The 17151-nt window shown below is 44.5% G+C and carries 10 protein-coding genes; 9 read left to right on the forward strand and 1 reads right to left on the reverse strand.

Annotated features, from left to right (window positions below; genetic code table 11):
* Nucleotides 1–87: 87 nt before the first annotated feature.
* Nucleotides 88–4116 (forward strand): glycoside hydrolase family 2 TIM barrel-domain containing protein, encoded by a 4029-nt coding sequence (locus tag BHV72_RS18435; RefSeq protein WP_286857394.1) that lies wholly within the window; start codon nucleotides 88–90, stop codon nucleotides 4114–4116.
* Nucleotides 4117–4224: 108 nt separating this feature from the next.
* Here BHV72_RS18435 and BHV72_RS18440 read toward each other — a convergent pair whose 3' ends face one another.
* Nucleotides 4225–5142, reverse strand: a complete 918-nt coding sequence (locus BHV72_RS18440) for a DMT family transporter (protein ID WP_005679884.1) — start codon at nucleotides 5140–5142, stop codon at nucleotides 4225–4227.
* Between the two features lie 192 nt (nucleotides 5143–5334).
* Between BHV72_RS18440 and BHV72_RS18445 the strand changes: the two genes are divergently transcribed.
* The 8 genes from BHV72_RS18445 to BHV72_RS18480 all read left to right on the forward strand — a co-directional run bounded on the left by BHV72_RS18445 (nucleotide 5335) and on the right by BHV72_RS18480 (nucleotide 17074).
* Entirely contained in the window at nucleotides 5335–5538 is a 204-nt protein-coding gene (locus BHV72_RS18445) for a hypothetical protein (RefSeq protein ID WP_005677187.1), read from the forward strand.
* A gap of 15 nt (nucleotides 5539–5553) precedes the next feature.
* On the forward strand, nucleotides 5554–6417 hold the full coding sequence (locus tag BHV72_RS18450; RefSeq protein WP_005677188.1) for an AAA family ATPase: 864 nt from the start codon (nucleotides 5554–5556) through the stop codon (nucleotides 6415–6417).
* A 24-nt stretch (nucleotides 6418–6441) separates the two neighbouring features.
* Nucleotides 6442–7443 (forward strand): DUF4435 domain-containing protein, encoded by a 1002-nt coding sequence (locus tag BHV72_RS18455; RefSeq protein ID WP_122264620.1) that lies wholly within the window; start codon nucleotides 6442–6444, stop codon nucleotides 7441–7443.
* A gap of 48 nt (nucleotides 7444–7491) precedes the next feature.
* Nucleotides 7492–8823 (forward strand): mechanosensitive ion channel family protein, encoded by a 1332-nt coding sequence (locus BHV72_RS18460; protein WP_005677190.1) that lies wholly within the window; start codon nucleotides 7492–7494, stop codon nucleotides 8821–8823.
* Between the two features lie 38 nt (nucleotides 8824–8861).
* Nucleotides 8862–9758, forward strand: coding sequence for an AraC family transcriptional regulator (locus BHV72_RS18465; protein WP_005677192.1), 897 nt, complete (start codon nucleotides 8862–8864; stop codon nucleotides 9756–9758).
* A gap of 282 nt (nucleotides 9759–10040) precedes the next feature.
* Nucleotides 10041–12755 (forward strand): TonB-dependent receptor, encoded by a 2715-nt coding sequence (locus BHV72_RS18470; RefSeq protein ID WP_286857399.1) that lies wholly within the window; start codon nucleotides 10041–10043, stop codon nucleotides 12753–12755.
* 94 nt (nucleotides 12756–12849) lie between these two features.
* The gene (locus BHV72_RS18475) at nucleotides 12850–14061 is read left to right on the forward strand and encodes a beta-helix domain-containing protein (protein WP_022041721.1); all 1212 of its coding nucleotides are present in this window, start codon (nucleotides 12850–12852) and stop codon (nucleotides 14059–14061) included.
* Between the two features lie 220 nt (nucleotides 14062–14281).
* Nucleotides 14282–17074, forward strand: a complete 2793-nt coding sequence (locus tag BHV72_RS18480) for a sensor histidine kinase (protein ID WP_181992356.1) — start codon at nucleotides 14282–14284, stop codon at nucleotides 17072–17074.
* Nucleotides 17075–17151: the final 77 nt, after the last annotated feature.

Consider the following 17151-nt stretch of genomic DNA (forward strand, 5'->3'; position numbering starts at 1 on the left):
AGGGGTGGTATGCTTTCTGATTGTATTTACATTCAGAGAACCATGAATATTGGACACAGAATATTATTTATTGACTTAAAATACCTTATGAACAAAACCTTGTTAACAGGTCTTCTGTGCTGCACCCTCACAGTACAGAGTTTCGCAGACCAACCTTTAGAAGGGTTTACCTATGCTACCTTGAATGCTCCGACAGGAGCGGAGTGGGAATCTCCCGAAAACTTGGCACTCAATAAGGAGCAGCCGCATGCTTATTTCTTTCCGTTTCAAGACTTGGAAAGTGCTCGCAAAGTATTGCCCGAAAACAGTAAGTTCTGGCAGTCTCTCAATGGCGACTGGAAGTTTCATTGGGCACCCGACCCCGATTCCCGTCCGGCAGATTTCTATCAGACGAATTATGATGTGACTTCGTGGGACGTAATCCCTGTACCGTCGAGCTGGAATATCTATGGTATTCAGAAAGACGGAAGCTTGAAGTATGGAACTCCTATTTATGTCAATCAACCGGTTATCTTCCAACATAGCGTGAAGGTAGACGACTGGCGCGGAGGAGTGATGCGTACTCCGCCCGCTAACTGGACTACTTATAAGCACCGTAATGAGGTTGGTTCCTTCCGCCGCGATTTTGAGATTCCTCAGGATTGGGACGGCAGGGAAGTATTCATCAGTTTCGACGGTGTGGATTCTTTCTTCTATCTTTGGATTAACGGTAAGTATGTGGGGTTCTCCAAGAACTCGCGCAATACCGCTAATTTCAATATTACCCCTTATCTTCAGAAAGGCAAAAATATCGTAGCAGCCGAAGTATATCGTAGCTCGGATGGTTCATTTCTGGAGGCACAGGATATGTTCCGTCTGCCGGGTATCTTCCGTACGGTAGCTTTGTACTCGGTTCCCAAGGTTCATTTCCGTGACTTGGTGGCTATTCCCGATTTGGACGCTACTTATACGGATGGTTCTTTGACTATCAACGCCGATATCCGTAACTTGGATAAAAAGGCAGCCAAGGATTATAAAGTATATTATTCTTTGTATGCCAATAAACTGTATTCTGATGAAAATACGTTGGTAGACGGCGTTTCATCTCCGGTAATAGAGAAGATCGTTCCGAATGAGACTGGTAAGGTTCAAACTGTTTTTCAGGTGAAGGCTCCTAACAAGTGGTCGGCGGAGTTTCCTTATCGCTATACGCTTGTTGCTGAACTGAAAGATAAAAAGAACAGGACTATTGAAACGGTTTCTACTATCGTAGGTTTCCGGAAAGTGGAAATCAAAGATACACCTGCGTCAGAAGATGAGTTCGGGCTTGCCGGACGCTATTATTATGTGAACGGAAAGACCGTTAAACTGAAAGGGGTGAACCGTCATGAATCCAACCCTGCTGTGGGACATGCCATTACCCGTGAGATGATGGAAAAAGAAATTATGCTGATGAAGCGTGCTAACATCAATCATGTTCGTAACTCTCACTATCCGGATGATCCGTATTGGTACTTCCTGTGCAACAAATATGGTATCTATCTGGAAGATGAGGCTAACATCGAATCACACGAATATTATTATGGTGCCGCTTCGCTTTCTCATCCGGTGGAATGGAAAAATGCTCATGTGGCTCGTGTTATGGAAATGGTGCATGCCAATGTCAACAATCCTTCTATCGTGATTTGGTCGTTAGGTAATGAGGCCGGTCCGGGTAAGAATTTTGTGGCGGCTTATGATGCGTTGAAGAAGTTCGATACTTCCCGTCCCGTACAATATGAACGTAACAATGATATTGTTGATATGGGTTCGAATCAGTATCCGTCTATCGGTTGGGTACGTGGTGCTGTACAGGGGAAATATGATATTAAATATCCGTTCCATATCTCCGAGTATGCTCATTCAATGGGAAATGCTTGCGGTAATCTTATTGATTATTGGGAAGCTATGGAGTCTACCAACTTCTTCTGTGGCGGTGCTATATGGGATTGGGTAGACCAGTCCATGTATAATTACGATCCGAAAACGGGTACGCGTTATCTGGCTTACGGAGGTGACTTCGGCGATACTCCCAATGATGGGCAGTTTGTAATGAACGGAATCGTGTTCGGAGATCTGGAACCGAAACCTCAATATTATGAAGTGAGAAAAGTATATCAGAATATCGGAGTGAAAGCTGTCGATGTTGAGAAGGGTGTCTTTGAGATCTTCAATAAGTATTATTTCAAGAATCTGGCGGACGACTACTATTTGATGTGGTCCGTTTATGAGGACGGCAAGGCTATTCAGGCAACTCTGAAGAAAGACATCAATCTGGCTCCCCGCCAGCGGATGCAAATCTCTCTTCCCTATAATCGTGCTGCGTTTAAAAAAGATGCGGAGTACTTTGTGAAAGTGCAGTTTATATTGAAAGACAAGATGCCTTGGGCTGATAAAGACTTCGTAATGGCGGAAGAGCAGGTACTGGTGAAGGAAGCTACGGATCGTCCGTTAATCAGTGAAGTGGCTGCCGCTACTGCGGGAAGTCTGAAGAGTCGTATGAACCCGAGTACAGAGAGAATCGAGATTAAAGGGGACGGCTTTGAAGCGGAATTCGATCAGCAGACCGGAAGTATTTATAGCTTGAAATACGGCGATAAAACAATTATTGCGGCCGGAAACGGACCGAAACTTGATGCACTTCGTGCCTTTACAAACAATGATAACTGGTTCTATACTCCTTGGTTTGAATATGGTTTGCATAACCTGCAACATAAAATGATAGAGGTAACAGCTCGTGAGAAGGATGGTAAAATGGTATTGAGTTTTACCGTAGAATCGCAGGCGCCGAATGCTGCAAGCATTAAAGGGGGGACCAGTTCCGGTAAGAATAGTATTGTGGAACTGACAGACCGGAAATTTGGAGCCAATGACTTTAAGTTTATTACCAATCAGGTGTGGACGGTTTATCCGGACGGCTCTATCGAATTGCAGTCCAGTATTACTTCTACTCGTCCCAGCCTGACTTTGCCACGTCTTGGCTATGTGATGAAAGTTCCTCAGGAATATGCTAACTTTACTTATTATGGTCGTGGACCGATTGATAACTATGCCGACCGTAAGAGTGGCCAGTTCATAGAGCAACATACGAATACGGTAGCGGGTGAGTTTGTGAATTTCCCGAAGCCGCAGGATATGGGTAATCATGAAGATGTACGTTGGTGTGCATTGACGAATCAGGCAGGACAAGGGGCAGTCTTTATAGCTACCGATCGCCTGTCGGTGTCTGCACTTCAATATTCTGCTCTTGATTTGATCCTGGCTTCTCATCCATATCAATTGCCTAAAGCAGGTGATACTTATTTGCATCTGGATTGTGCAGTTACCGGTTTGGGTGGTAATAGCTGCGGTCAAGGTGGCCCTCTTGTTCAAGACAGGGTATTTGCCGGTCATCATAATATGGGCTTTATTATCCGTCCGGTTGTTGGTGCGAATTTGGCAGCTGTTGCTAATGTTGCTCCTGCCGGAGATATTCCTTTGTCTATCACACGTACTCCTGCCGGGATGGTAGAATTGACGTCGGCAAAGAAAGACGCTGTATTCTGCTATACGATTGACGGTAGTAAAAAGGTACAGGAATATACAGAACCTATTCCTTTGCGTAATGGAGGTACTGTAAAAGCATGGTATAAGGACAATAAGGATATTAGTGCCGTTATGAAGTTTGAAAAGATAGAAAGTATCCAGATGCAGGTGGTATATGCCAGCAGCCAGGAATCAGGCGATGGAGATGCTGCTAATCTGGTTGATGGTGATCCTAGTACGATATGGCATACAATGTATTCAGTAACGGTTGCCAAATATCCGCATTGGGTGGATCTTGATGCAGGTGAAGTAAAAGAAATCAAAGGCTTTACCTATCTGCCGCGTCAGAATGGAAATAATGGCAATATCAAGGATTACTCTATTCAAGTCAGCATGGATGGTAAAGAATGGGGTGATCCGGTCAAGAAAGGTACTTTTGCTAATAACTCAAAGGAAAAGAGGGTGATGTTCGACAAGCCGGTAAAGGCACGTTATATTCGCTTTACTGCTTTGAGTTCGCAGAACGGACAAGACTTTGCGTCCGGTGCAGAAGTGACTATCCTGGCTAACTAGAATAAAACTATTCAGGCACAGATTACACGGACTTCACAGTTTTAGTCAATCAAAGGACTGTGAAATTTGTGTAATCCGTGTCTGATAACTAATAATGATTGGTGGTTATTACAATTCCCTTCCCGCTTTCTCGAAATCAGCCTTCGACTTACTTTGCGTTACAATATATACACCGAGAAATACGAGCGCAATGGCAAGTCCTTTCTGCCAGCCGAAACTTCCGATTCCCATAATAATGGCAGCAATCGTAGCCACAATCGGCTGCATATAATTATACATACTGACAACGGTAGGACGAAGCAGTTTTTGTGCCGTCATAATGCAGAGATAGGCTAGGAAACTTCCCCCTAGTACTACATAGAGCACTTGTATGATAGCAACGGTGGAAATAGAGGCCCACTGAATCGTTGAGATGTCATAATAGGAGAAAGGTATATAACATATCGAGGCGTAAACGAACATCCATTTATTGATTGTTACCGCTGAATACTGCTGAGATAGTCCTTTGAATACCGTCAGATAGATAGAGAAACTGATTTGTGCTACCAGACAGAGCAAGTCGCCGATAAGGTTTCTGTTACCGCCACTTGCAGCCTGACTACTTAAAATAAGGATAAGTGCCCCCATAGCACCTACAAAAATTCCCAATACCTTCTTGTTTGTAATCGGTTCTTTCAGATAAATGGCAGCCACAATCATGGTTACTATCGGCAAAGTAGTAGTTACGATAGAGGCGTCGATAGGCGAAGTCATGGAAAGTCCGAAAATAAAGATCCCCTGATTAAATACTAAGGCAAACAGAGAAGCAAAGAAAATCTTTAGCATATCCCTGTGGTTGACGTGCTCTTGTTTACAGAATATAGATAACATCCAGAAAGCAGCCGCAGCTCCTATCATACGGAATGTAGTGACGGAAAGAGCGGAAAACTCTTGCAGAGCCGATTTACCAATAGGAGCCATTAAGCCCCACATAACGTTTGCTGTCAACGCAAACAGATGACCGTGTAGATTCTTACTTTTGTCCATGCTGATAATAGTGATCTAATATAATCTTATAAGAATAACATCTAATTAGAAAAAACGGTTGGCAAAGGTAACTTTTTTATTCTTGTATTTTCTCAATCCGGTAAATAAACTGACATACTTTGAGAAAAAATGGCAAGGGGAATAATTCTTCCCTGCACAGACAAAAACTTAATCATAATAAGCATTTGATAAATGATAAAGAAAGGTGTTGTGGCAGACATTGCGATACTATGTAATCATCTTCCCGGCGGACTACTGCCAGACCGCGTCCTCGTCCACACCGGAGATAGAAATGAAGTTGTCTCATTTCTGTTGAAACAGAGAAAGGAGAAGACGATAAAACAAAATGTCCCGTTTGTGCATGAAAACGGGACATTTTATTTATATTTGCCTTGATTAAACTTGAATATTATGGAACAACAAGCCAATTATATCCGTCGTATCGAAATCCACGGACTATGGGGACGTTTTAATATAAGCTGGGATTTACGTCCCGACGTAAATATCCTTTCCGGCATTAACGGAGTGGGGAAGACAACGATTCTCAATCGTTCCGTCGGCTATCTTGAAGACCTTTCCGGCGAGATGAAAAGCGACGAAAAAAACGGCGTGCGTCTTTTCTTCGACAATCCCGAGGCCACCTATATACCGTATGATGTGATTCGCAGTTACGACCGCCCCCTGATTATGGGCGACTTTACAGCCCGTATGGCAGATAAGAATGTGAAGTCCGAACTGGACTGGCAGCTCTACCTTCTCCAACGCCGTTATCTTGATTATCAGGTCAACATAGGCAATAAAATGATAGAAATGCTTTCGAGCAACGATGAAGAAGAACGGCGAAAAGCCGCGACCCTGTCGATTGCCAAACGTCGTTTTCAGGATATGATTGACGAACTGTTCAGCTATACCCGTAAGAAGATAGACCGTAAACGGAACGACATTGCTTTCTATCAGGATGGCGAACTGCTGTTTCCCTATAAACTGTCTTCCGGTGAAAAGCAGATGTTAGTAATTCTGTTGACGGTACTCGTGCAGGACAACAGCCATTGTGTGCTGTTTATGGATGAACCGGAGGCTTCCCTTCATATCGAATGGCAGCAGAGATTAATTTCAATGATACGGGAACTGAATCCGAATGTGCAGATTATCCTGACTACCCATTCGCCTGCCGTCATTATGGAAGGTTGGCTGGACGCCGTGACGGAAGTGAGCGATATATCCACCTCGTTGGAACATACGTTTGAAAAAGGATGTTCCCAAACGAAACCATAATTTGTATAATTAGTAACTATCAACATGGCAACTTCACTAAGAGATAACCTGACTTCTTCTTACTTCAACGCTGCCCATAAACTCTACTCGAAGAAGGCGCGCCGGCGTATCATTGCTTATGTAGAAAGCTATGATGATGTCGCATTCTGGCGTACGTTGCTCGAAGAATTTGAAGATGATGAACATTATTTCCAGGTGATGCTTCCTTCCGCCACCTCCCTGGCAAAAGGGAAGAAAATGGTGTTGATGAATACGCTGAATACAAAGGAACTGGGAAGAAGCCTGATTGCCTGTGTCGACAGTGACTATGATTTTCTGTTGCAAGGAGCTACCAATACCTCCCGTAAGATTAACCGGAACAAATATATTTTCCAGACCTACACTTACGCCATTGAAAACTACCATTGTTTTGCTGAGAGTCTTCATGAAGTGTGTGTGCAGGCTACGTTGAACGACCGTTTTATTCTCGATTTCGATGCTTACCTGAAACGTTACTCGGAAATCGTATATCCGCTTTTCCTGTGGAATATCTGGTTCTACCGCCAGCGTGATACTTATACCTTTCCGATGTATGACTTCCATACATATACGGCTTTGAAAGAGATAAGTTTGAGGCATCCCGAACACAGTCTGGAAGCTTTACAACACCGTGTCAGTCAGAAACTTTCGGAATTGAAAAAACGTTTTCCCCGTATTGTCAATCAGGTGAACAACTTACGTGATGAATTGAAGGAACTGGGATTAATGCCCGAAACGACTTATTTATATATGCAGGGACATCACGTAATGGACAATGTCGTGATGAAACTCCTGATTCCGGTCTGTACTGCTCTGAGGCGTGAACGGGAGCAGGAGATCAAACGCCTCGCAGAACATAATGAACAATTTAGAAACGAACTGACCTGTTATCAGAACAGTCAGGTGAATGTAGAGATCATGCTGAAAAAGAATGTAGCCTATAAACGGCTCTTTCATTACGAATGGCTCCGGCAGGACATTCAGGAATACTTGGCGAAAGGAGAATGAAATAAACAATAGATAAAAGAGAACTAAACCAAAAGAGAAAAAATATTTATGAAAGAAGTAATTGATACGGTGAGTGTAGCATTAGCGAGTGGGGAAGTGGAAGAATTGGGAGGAGCAGTGATGCAGGAAGTCAACCGCTCGTTACTATCGGCAGGAGTGAACGAAGAATGGGCTGACAAGATTGACAATCTGATAGTGCTGCTGTTTATTATCGGAATCGCTTTACTGGCTAACGTAATCTGCCGCAGGATCATCTTGCGGGTAGTGGCAAAACTGGTGAAGCAAACTAAGGCGACGTGGGATGATATCGTATTCGATCATAAGGTAATGGTACATCTTAGCAGAATGGTGGCACCGATTCTGATTTATATTGCCATTCCTATTGCTTTCCCCGAACACGCTGATTCCGGGTTGCTCGATTTCTTACGCAGGCTTTGCATGATTTATATCCTTGCAGTATTCCTGCGGTTTGTCAGTTCGTTGTTTACTGCCATTTATCAGGTATACAGCCGGAAAGAGCAATATAGGGACAAGCCTTTGAAGGGACTTTTGCAGACGGCACAAGTCATCCTTTTCTTTATAGGGGCTATTATCATCATCAGTATTCTGATTAATCAAAGTCCGGTGGTGTTGTTGACGGGACTCGGAGCTTCTGCTGCCGTCCTGATGTTGGTATTCAAAGACAGTATCATGGGATTTGTGTCCGGTATTCAGCTTTCTGCCAACAATATGCTGAAAGTGGGCGATTGGATTACCATGCCAAAGTACGGTGCGGATGGTACGGTGATAGAAGTAACCTTGAACACCGTGAAAGTGCGCAACTTCGATAATACCATAACCACTATTCCGCCTTACCTGCTGGTTAGTGACTCTTTCCAGAACTGGCAGGGAATGCAGGAGTCCGGTGGCCGCCGCGTGAAACGCTCTATCAATATAGACATGAGCAGCGTGCGTTTCTGTACTCCGGAGATGTTGGCGAAGTATCGAAAGATACAGTTGTTGAAAGATTACGTAGACCGGACGGAGAAAGTAGTGGAAGAATATAACAAAGAACATAATATTGACAATTCAGTACTCGTAAACGGGCGTCGTCAGACAAATTTGGGCGTTTTTCGCGCTTACCTGACTAATTATCTGAAAAGCCTTCCTACCGTTAATCAGGAACTGACTTGCATGGTCCGCCAGCTCCAGCCGACGGAAACCGGTATCCCTCTGGAACTCTATTTCTTTTCGGCCAATAAAGTCTGGGTTGCCTATGAAGGCATACAGGCAGACGTATTCGATCATGTGCTTGCCATTATTCCCGAATTTGACTTGCAAGTATTCCAGAATCCTTCGGGTGCCGACCTGCGCCGGATAGGAGTAAAAATAGAGAAATAAGTATTAGAACAATAAAACACTGTTAACTATCCATTGTCATGACTACACCGTTACCAAATCAGATAATCCGCGAAATCACTCCTCTATCAGACAAGGACTGTTTTTATATTGCAGAACGTTATAAGACAGAATTTACTTATCCTATCCACAATCATTCCGAGTTTGAACTGAACTTTACCGAGAAGGCGGCGGGAGTGAGAAGGGTAGTCGGAGATTCTTCCGAAGTGATAGGCGACTATGATTTGGTCTTGATAACAGGTAAAGACCTGGAGCACGTCTGGGAACAGAACGAATGTCGTTCAAAAGAGATACGGGAGATAACGATCCAGTTTTCTTCCGATCTTTTCTTCAAGAGCTTTATCAATAAGAACCAGTTTGACTCTATCCGCCGGATGTTGGATAAGGCGCAGAAAGGACTTTGTTTCCCGATGTCCGCCATTCTTAAAATATATCCGTTGCTCGATACACTTGCTTCTGAGAAACAGGGATTCTATGCAGTAATCAAGTTTATGACGATTCTCTACGAACTCTCCCTTTTTGAAGAAGAAGCCCGCACATTGTCCAGTTCGTCTTTTGCCAAGATAGATATTCATTCGGACAGCCGCCGTGTGCAAAAGGTGCAGGAGTATATCAATGCCCATTATCAGGAGGAGATTCGCCTGGGGCAGTTGGCAGCTATGGTTGGAATGACGGATGTGTCCTTCAGTCGGTTCTTCAAACTGCGGACTGGTAAGAATCTCTCCGACTATATCATTGATATACGTCTTGGTTTTGCTTCCCGCCTGTTGGTGGATTCTACCATGTCAATAGCCGAAATCTGCTATGAGTGCGGATTCAATAATCTTTCCAACTTCAACCGGATCTTCAAAAAGAAGAAGGCTTGCTCTCCTAAAGAATTTCGTGAGAACTACCGGAAAAAGAAGAAGCTGGTTTAAGGTCCGTACATCTCTTCCATTAGTTGTTCGCAAGCTTTCTGGAGATGTTCTGAGTGGGGGCTTGTGCCACCGGCTTGTCACAGTTGTGCCATCGTGGTGTCACAGTTGTGCCAAGCCGATGTCACAGTTGTGACAGGCCGGTGTCATATCCTGGCACTGAGCTTGTCTGTCGTGTAATAATCTTGCAACCTATCTTTCAACCAATTGTATCTTCTCCGTATTACTGTTGTAACACCCACTCCCTACCTTTGCCCACGGATTTAAAACGTAGAGCAAAGTTCGATGAAAAAACTATTTCTTTTAAGATTTTCCGTTGCAGCCTTTTTTTGTATGTTGTGTGTACTTTCTTCGCTGGCTGCTAATATCAAGGTGAAAGGAGCTGTGAAAGACAAACTTTCCAAGGAGCCTTTAATCGGAGCAACGATTCGTCTGATAGGCACTCAGGCCGGAGCCGTCACTGATATGGACGGTAATTTTGAGTTAAATGCCGGTGGTGTGTTGGAAGGTATGTATGATATTGAAATAAAATATGTAGGATACAAGACCGAGGTTCGTCGCAAGGTCCGTGTGGAGAACGGCAAACTGGTGATACTGAATCTGGAACTGGAAACGGATGCACAGGAACTTGCCGATGTGGTAGTCGTAGCAAAGAAGAATCGTGAGAATGAAAATATGCTGCTGCTCGAACAGCAGAAAGCCGTCATTGCAGTGCAGTCCGTAGGGGTGAAGGAACTTTCGCGCAAAGGTGTTTCCGATGCGGAAGGCGCCGTAACCAAAGTATCAGGAGTATCCAAACAAGACGGAGTGAAGAACGTCTTTGTCCGCGGACTGGGCGACCGCTATAATGCAACCACCTTCAACGGCTTCTCCCTTCCTTCCGAAGACCCTGAATATAAGAATATCTCTCTTGACTTTTTCGGAACGGACGTCATACAGTCCGTAGGTGTCAACAAAGCCTTCAACGCAGGCGGCAGCAGTGATGTCGGCGGCGCAACGATCGACATCGTCTCCAAAGAACTGATAGGTGGCGGAAACTTCGGTATCGGCATTTCCGGCGGACTGAACACGCAAACCTTGACAGCCGATTTCCTCAAAATGGACGGGGTGGACTTTATGGGTTTTGCCAACCGCACCGAACCTGCCGACGAAAACACTTGGGGATTTAAGAATAAACTCGACCCTACCGAAAAACATCTCCAGATAAACCGGAGTTACAGCATTTCCGGCGGAAAACGTTTCTATATAGGTAAGGACAAGAATCCGCTTTCTTTCTTCCTGACCGCCGGACATACAACAGATTATCAGTATACGGACGAAGTGATACGCAATACCACTACCAGCGGCACAATCTATAAAGATATGCAGGGAAAAAAATATGCCGAGAATATCAGCCAACTGCTACTGGCCAACGTGGACTACGATATGAACAACCGTCACCACGTCAGCTATAACTTGATGATGATACACGCCGGCACGCAGTCGGTAGGCGACTACACCGGCAAGAATTCTATCTTTAGCGATGATTACGATAACTTGGGATTGACCCGCCGTCAGCAATCTAATGATAACCTTTTAATCGTCAATCAGTTGTTGACCAATTGGGGACTGACCAAATCATTAAGTCTGGATGCCGGTGCTTCCTACAATATGGTGAAAGGATACGAGCCGGACCGCCGCATCAACAATATCACGAAAGCGGAAAACGGATACACCCTGCTTCGGGGAAACTCTCAACAACGCTACTTCTCCGCACTGGACGAAGATGATATTAATGTAAAAGCAGGCTTGGTCTACCGCTTGAAAGACGATATGGAAGAAATCTCCAATATCCGCCTCGGCTATACAGGCAGATTTGTAGACGACAGTTTCAAGGCTACGGAATACAACCTGACCGTGGAACATGCTTCCGACTTCCCTTCGCTGGATGGTTTCTCGCTTGATGATTACTATAATCGGGACAACTTATCTTCCGGCTGGTTCAAGATTCAGAAGAATGTGGACAAGTATACTGTCACCAAGAATATCCATTCGGCATACGCCGAAGCTACTTATCAGTTTACCCCGCGTTGGATTGTAAACTTGGGGTTGAAGTATGATTATGTAGATATCAATGTAGATTATAATGTGAATAGAGGCGGTTCCGAAGGAAGCAACACCATCCGGAAAGACTATTTCCTGCCCAGCCTCAATCTGAAATATAATCTGAATGAGAAACATTCCCTCCGCTTGGGGGCAAGCAAGACCTATACGCTGCCGCAAGCTAAAGAAATATCTCCTTACCGCTATGTAGGCGTGAATTTCAACAGTCAGGGAAATCCGAATCTGAAACCCTCGGACAACTATAACTTCGACCTCAAATGGGACTTCAATCCCAGCCCGACGGAACTCGTTTCGCTGACAGCTTTCTATAAACATATCAAAGATCCGATCTCCCGCATTGAAGTGGCCAGTGCCGGTGGATATCTCTCATACGAGAATATTTCGGATCGTGCAACAGTTGCCGGAGTAGAGGTGGAAATACGTAAAAATCTGTTTGTCCGTCCGTTGAGCTGTGCTGCGAACGGCATGAACAAACTCTCCTTCGGACTGAACGGTTCCTACATTTACACCAATGCGAAGATGCCTTTGGCAACCGTTACCACCGGTTCGCAATTGGAAGGAGCTGCCCCGTGGATTGCCAACTTCGACCTTTCTCACCATTTCACCCGAGACGAACGCAGTTTTGTCAATACGCTGGTTCTTAATTATGTGAGCGATAAGATTTATACGATTGGAACGCAAGGATATCAGGACATCATGGAACGGGGACTTGTCACACTCGACTTCGTCTCGCAGGCCCGGTTGAACAAATATCTCTCCCTCAACCTGAAAGCTCGCAACCTGCTGAATCCTTCCCATAAATTGAGTCGCAAAGCCAATGAGAGTGGCGAAAAGGTAGTGCTCGGCGATTATAAAAAAGGAATAAACATCAGCCTGGGAGTGTCGTGCACATTCTAAGTCCCGGCAATAGAAATAGAATAAGATAATTGATTACAGAACTTGATTATTAACTGATTACTGAATAGAATTATTAACTAATTATTGAAGCAAAATGAAAAGATTGTTTGTGAACTTTATGACGTGTGCCGCTATGGCAACTGCACTTACGTTGGCTGCATGTAGCAGTGACAGTGACGGAGAAGGTAATGGAAACGGTAATGGTGGAAACGGAGAAGGCACAGGTAGCTCTATCGTAGTGGGCGACAACATCCTGTCCGGAACACTGACCGGCGAACAGACGCTGGAATCTAAAGAATATATCCTGAACGGAACGGTAATCGTAGCCGACGGTGGCCGCCTCAATATCCCTGCCGGAACAACGATTAAAGCTCGTGAAGGTTTCAGCAGCTATCTTTTAGTAGCACAGGGCGGTAAACTCTACGCTGATGGTACGGCAGACAAGCCGGTCATCTTTACTGCCAACACCACTTCACCCGTTTCCGGCTACTGGGGTGGTATCATTATCAATGGTAAGGCTCCTATCTCCGGTCAGAACGCCGATAAGAGCGATACGGGCTTGACGGAAATCGACAACAGTTTTAAATATGGAGGCAATGTAGATGATGATAACTCCGGTTCATTGACTTACGTGCAGATCTGTTATGCCGGAGCCCGTTCCACTGCCGATATCGAACACAACGGTCTGACACTGAATGGTGTGGGTAGCGGTACAAAGATAGAAAATATCTATGTGCTCGAAAGTGCCGATGACGCAATCGAGTTCTTCGGCGGAACGGTGAACGTAACCAATCTTCTGGCTGTAAATCCGGATGATGATATGTTCGACTTCACACAAGGATATAGCGGTACGCTGAAAAACTGCTATGGCGTATGGGAAAACGGTTATACCAGCACGGAAGCAGATCCGCGCGGCATTGAAGCGGACGGTAATCTCGACGGCTTGTATCCTACCCATCTGCGTCAGTCTGATTTCCGCGTGGAAAACATGACGATTGTGAATAATGCAGCTGATAAGGCAGACAACGTAGACCGTATGCAGGATGTGATAAAGATTCGTCGTGGTGCGAAAGCTGCTATCGTCAACGCATTGGTAAAGGGTACGGGCGGTTCAATCGACCTGATTGATATGAGCGATAGCAAGGGTGCAGGTAATGCAGATTCCAGTGTCAGCATTACAAACTCACTGAACCTGACAGGAAAGAAACTGAACGGTACATTGAATACCTTTGCCGAACCGGCAGGCAACACAGGTACGGACGTTTCTCTGTTCACCTGGACGGGATATAATTTCTCCTCCCTCTGATTCTTGACTGCTCGAAGTCTGTTTTTCAGAAAGACATGAGAGGTGTGTCATAACTTAATAAGGTTACGATTGAGGTACCTTTGAGTTATGGCACATCTTTTTTATATTTGGTTTCTCCTTGTCAATTCCTCTGTTATTAGCAATTATTTCGTATATTATATAATCGGTCTGATTTTCTTTTTCGTATATTTGTTCCTTGTTATCCTATGATAAATAAAATATGCAAACAGACTACGAGCGGTATATTAAGATGTCTTCTCTAGCCCAAATTGGATGGTGGGAAGCGGATTTTGCGGCAGGGCATTATTTGTGTTCGGATTTTCTATGTGAACTCCTCGGATTGGAGGGGGATACCATCTCTTTTCAAGATTTCCAAAAGTTGATACGTGAAGATTATCGTGAGCAAATTATTCAGGAATTTCGTGCAAATGCGAATATTCATCGGAACTTTTATGAACAGACTTTTCCCATCCGTTCCCGGTATGGTGAGATTTGGTTGCATACCCGCCTGGCTCATCGTGAGAAAGGTACGGGAACCAATGGCGGTGATAAATCCTTCGGTGTCATTCAACGGGTGGAAGCCCCTAAGGAGTCAGAACAAAGAGACGCTTTGAGAAGGGTGAACAGTCTGCTTCGTCGTCAGAGTTTTATCTCCCAGTCTTTGCTCCGTTTCCTTCACGATGAAGAAGTAGACTCTTGTGTCATGGAGATATTGAACGACATTCTGAATCTTTACTACGGGGAAGGTCGTGTCTATATTTTCGAATATGACGAAAATCACACTCACCAGAGTTGTATATACGAGGTCGTTTCCGAAGGGGTATCGTCGGAAAAAGGCAGTCAGCAGAATCTTCCTATTGACCAGGCAAAATGGTGGAGCAAGCAGATTCTTTCCGGTACGCCTATTCTGTTGAATTCGTTGAACCAGTTGCCAGAGGAAGCGGAAGACGAATATCGTTTCCTCAATGCACAAGGCATCTTGTCAATCATGGTGACTCCTTTAAGGGCGGGCGACCATATTTGGGGATATATGGGTATTGATCTGGTTAAGACTTATCACGAATGGAGTAATGAAGACTATCAATGGTTTTCTTCACTTGCCAATATTATAAGTATTTGTATCGAGTTGCGCAAAGCAAAGGATAAGGTTATCCGCGAACAGGTCTTTCTGAATAATTTGTTCCGTTTCATGCCTATGGGGTATTTGCGCTTGTCGATAATCCGTGATGAGCAGAATCGGCCTTGCGATTATAAGGTGACGGACGGAAATAGTTTAGTTGTTAAATTTTTCGGTAGTTCGATAAAAGAATATATGGGATGTCCTGCCTCGAAGATACATCCTGACTATGTTTCGAAACTGGAGCTTCTGGTAGGTGTAATGCAAGGTAACACGTATAAGGAAGGAGATGATTATGTTGCCAAGACGGGCATTTATACTCACTGGATTGTCTATTCGCCGGAGGAAGATGAAGTGGTTGCTTTGTTCCTCGACACTACGCAGGCAGTGAAAGCCAATCGAGCAATGGACCGTAGCGAAAAACTGTTCCAGAATATATTTGCCAATATCCCGGCCGGTGTAGAAATCTACGACAAGGACGGCTATCTGGTTGATATGAACAACATGAATCTGGAAATATTCGGAGTGGTAAATAAATCGGAAGTAATCGGAGTGAACTTTTTTGAAAATCCGAATGTCCCTCAGCAAATCCGCGACCGTGTGCGGAATGAAGATTTGGTGGATTTCCGTCTTAACTACTCTTTCCGGCGTGCCGAAGGATATTATCTGACGAACCGTTCGGATATAATAGAGCTGTATACGAAAGTTACTAAGTTATATGACAATGAAGGGAACTTCAGCGGATATATATTGATTAACATTGATAATACCGAACGTATTGATGCCATAAACCGCATCCGCGACTTCGAGAATTTCTTTCTGTTGATTTCCGATTATGCCAAAGTGGGGTATGCCAAGCTGAACCTTATGAGTCGGAAAGGATATGCCATTAAACAATGGTATAAGAATGTGGGAGAGGAGGAAGATACGCCGTTGAGCGAAGTTGTTGGTATCTACCGCCACGTGCATCCGGATGATCGCCGATATATTCTCGACTTCTATGAGGAAGTGAAGAAGGGCAACAGACGCCATTTTCAGAAAGAAATGCGTGTTCGTCGCGTGGGAACCATAGACCAGTGGAACTGGGTGCGTTCTAATATTATGGTGACTAATTACAGGCCCGAGGAGAATGAAATTGAAATCATAGGTATCAACTACGACATCACGGAACTGAAAGAGACGGAAGCGGAACTGATTCTGGCACGTGACAGGGCAGAAATGGCAGGCCGTCTGAAAAGTGCTTTCCTCGCTAATATGAGCCATGAAATCCGTACTCCGCTGAATGCCATTGTCGGCTTCTCGGATTTGTTGGTTGAGGCGGAAGATATTGAGGAACGGAAGGAATATGTCAAGATTGTCCGTAACAACAATGAACTGTTGTTGCAACTAATTACGGACATACTGGATCTCTCGAAAATTGAAGCCGGTACGTTTGATTTTACTTACGGAGATGTAAATGTGAATTTGCTGTGCGAGAATATTGTCCGTTCTATGGAAATGAAAGTGAGCGAAGGAGTAGCGTTGGTGTTCGATTCTAATCTTCCGCAATACCATCTCATTAGCGACCGTAATCGTCTGCATCAGGTAATCTCTAACTTTGTAAACAATGCGATTAAGTTTACTTCACAGGGAAGTATCCGTGTAGGCTATCAGATGAAGGGGGAAGAACTGGAATTCTATGTGCAGGATACGGGAATAGGGATTGATAAGGAACAGCAGTTGCATATCTTTGAACGTTTCGTCAAACTCAACTCTTTTGTGCCCGGCACGGGATTGGGACTTGCTATCTGCCAAAGTATCATAGAACAACTTGGCGGGCGGATAGGAGTTGATTCCGAACCGGGCAAAGGCTCACGGTTCTGGTTCAGACTGCCGGGGGTGATTGTGGCGGAATGAGTGTACACCCTCTAATAATTTTTATCCCCGTCTCTATTGTCACAATAAATGCAGACTGGAGACGGGGATAACTTTTT

Origin of the sequence: Bacteroides sp. 43_46, from assembly GCF_001915455.1 — a bacterium.
Lineage (GTDB): Bacteria > Bacteroidota > Bacteroidia > Bacteroidales > Bacteroidaceae > Bacteroides > Bacteroides caccae.

Coding starts and splice junctions, on each gene's coding strand:
- BHV72_RS18465 (WP_005677192.1), top strand. CDS start 8,862: ATGACTACACCGTTACCAAATCAGATAATCCGCGAAATCACTCCTCTA.
- BHV72_RS18450 (WP_005677188.1), top strand. CDS start 5,554: ATGGAACAACAAGCCAATTATATCCGTCGTATCGAAATCCACGGACTA.
- BHV72_RS18440 (WP_005679884.1), bottom strand. CDS start 5,142: ATGGACAAAAGTAAGAATCTACACGGTCATCTGTTTGCGTTGACAGCA.
- BHV72_RS18445 (WP_005677187.1), top strand. CDS start 5,335: ATGATAAAGAAAGGTGTTGTGGCAGACATTGCGATACTATGTAATCAT.
- BHV72_RS18480 (WP_181992356.1), top strand. CDS start 14,282: ATGCAAACAGACTACGAGCGGTATATTAAGATGTCTTCTCTAGCCCAA.
- BHV72_RS18470 (WP_286857399.1), top strand. CDS start 10,041: ATGAAAAAACTATTTCTTTTAAGATTTTCCGTTGCAGCCTTTTTTTGT.
- BHV72_RS18435 (WP_286857394.1), top strand. CDS start 88: ATGAACAAAACCTTGTTAACAGGTCTTCTGTGCTGCACCCTCACAGTA.
- BHV72_RS18455 (WP_122264620.1), top strand. CDS start 6,442: ATGGCAACTTCACTAAGAGATAACCTGACTTCTTCTTACTTCAACGCT.
- BHV72_RS18475 (WP_022041721.1), top strand. CDS start 12,850: ATGAAAAGATTGTTTGTGAACTTTATGACGTGTGCCGCTATGGCAACT.
- BHV72_RS18460 (WP_005677190.1), top strand. CDS start 7,492: ATGAAAGAAGTAATTGATACGGTGAGTGTAGCATTAGCGAGTGGGGAA.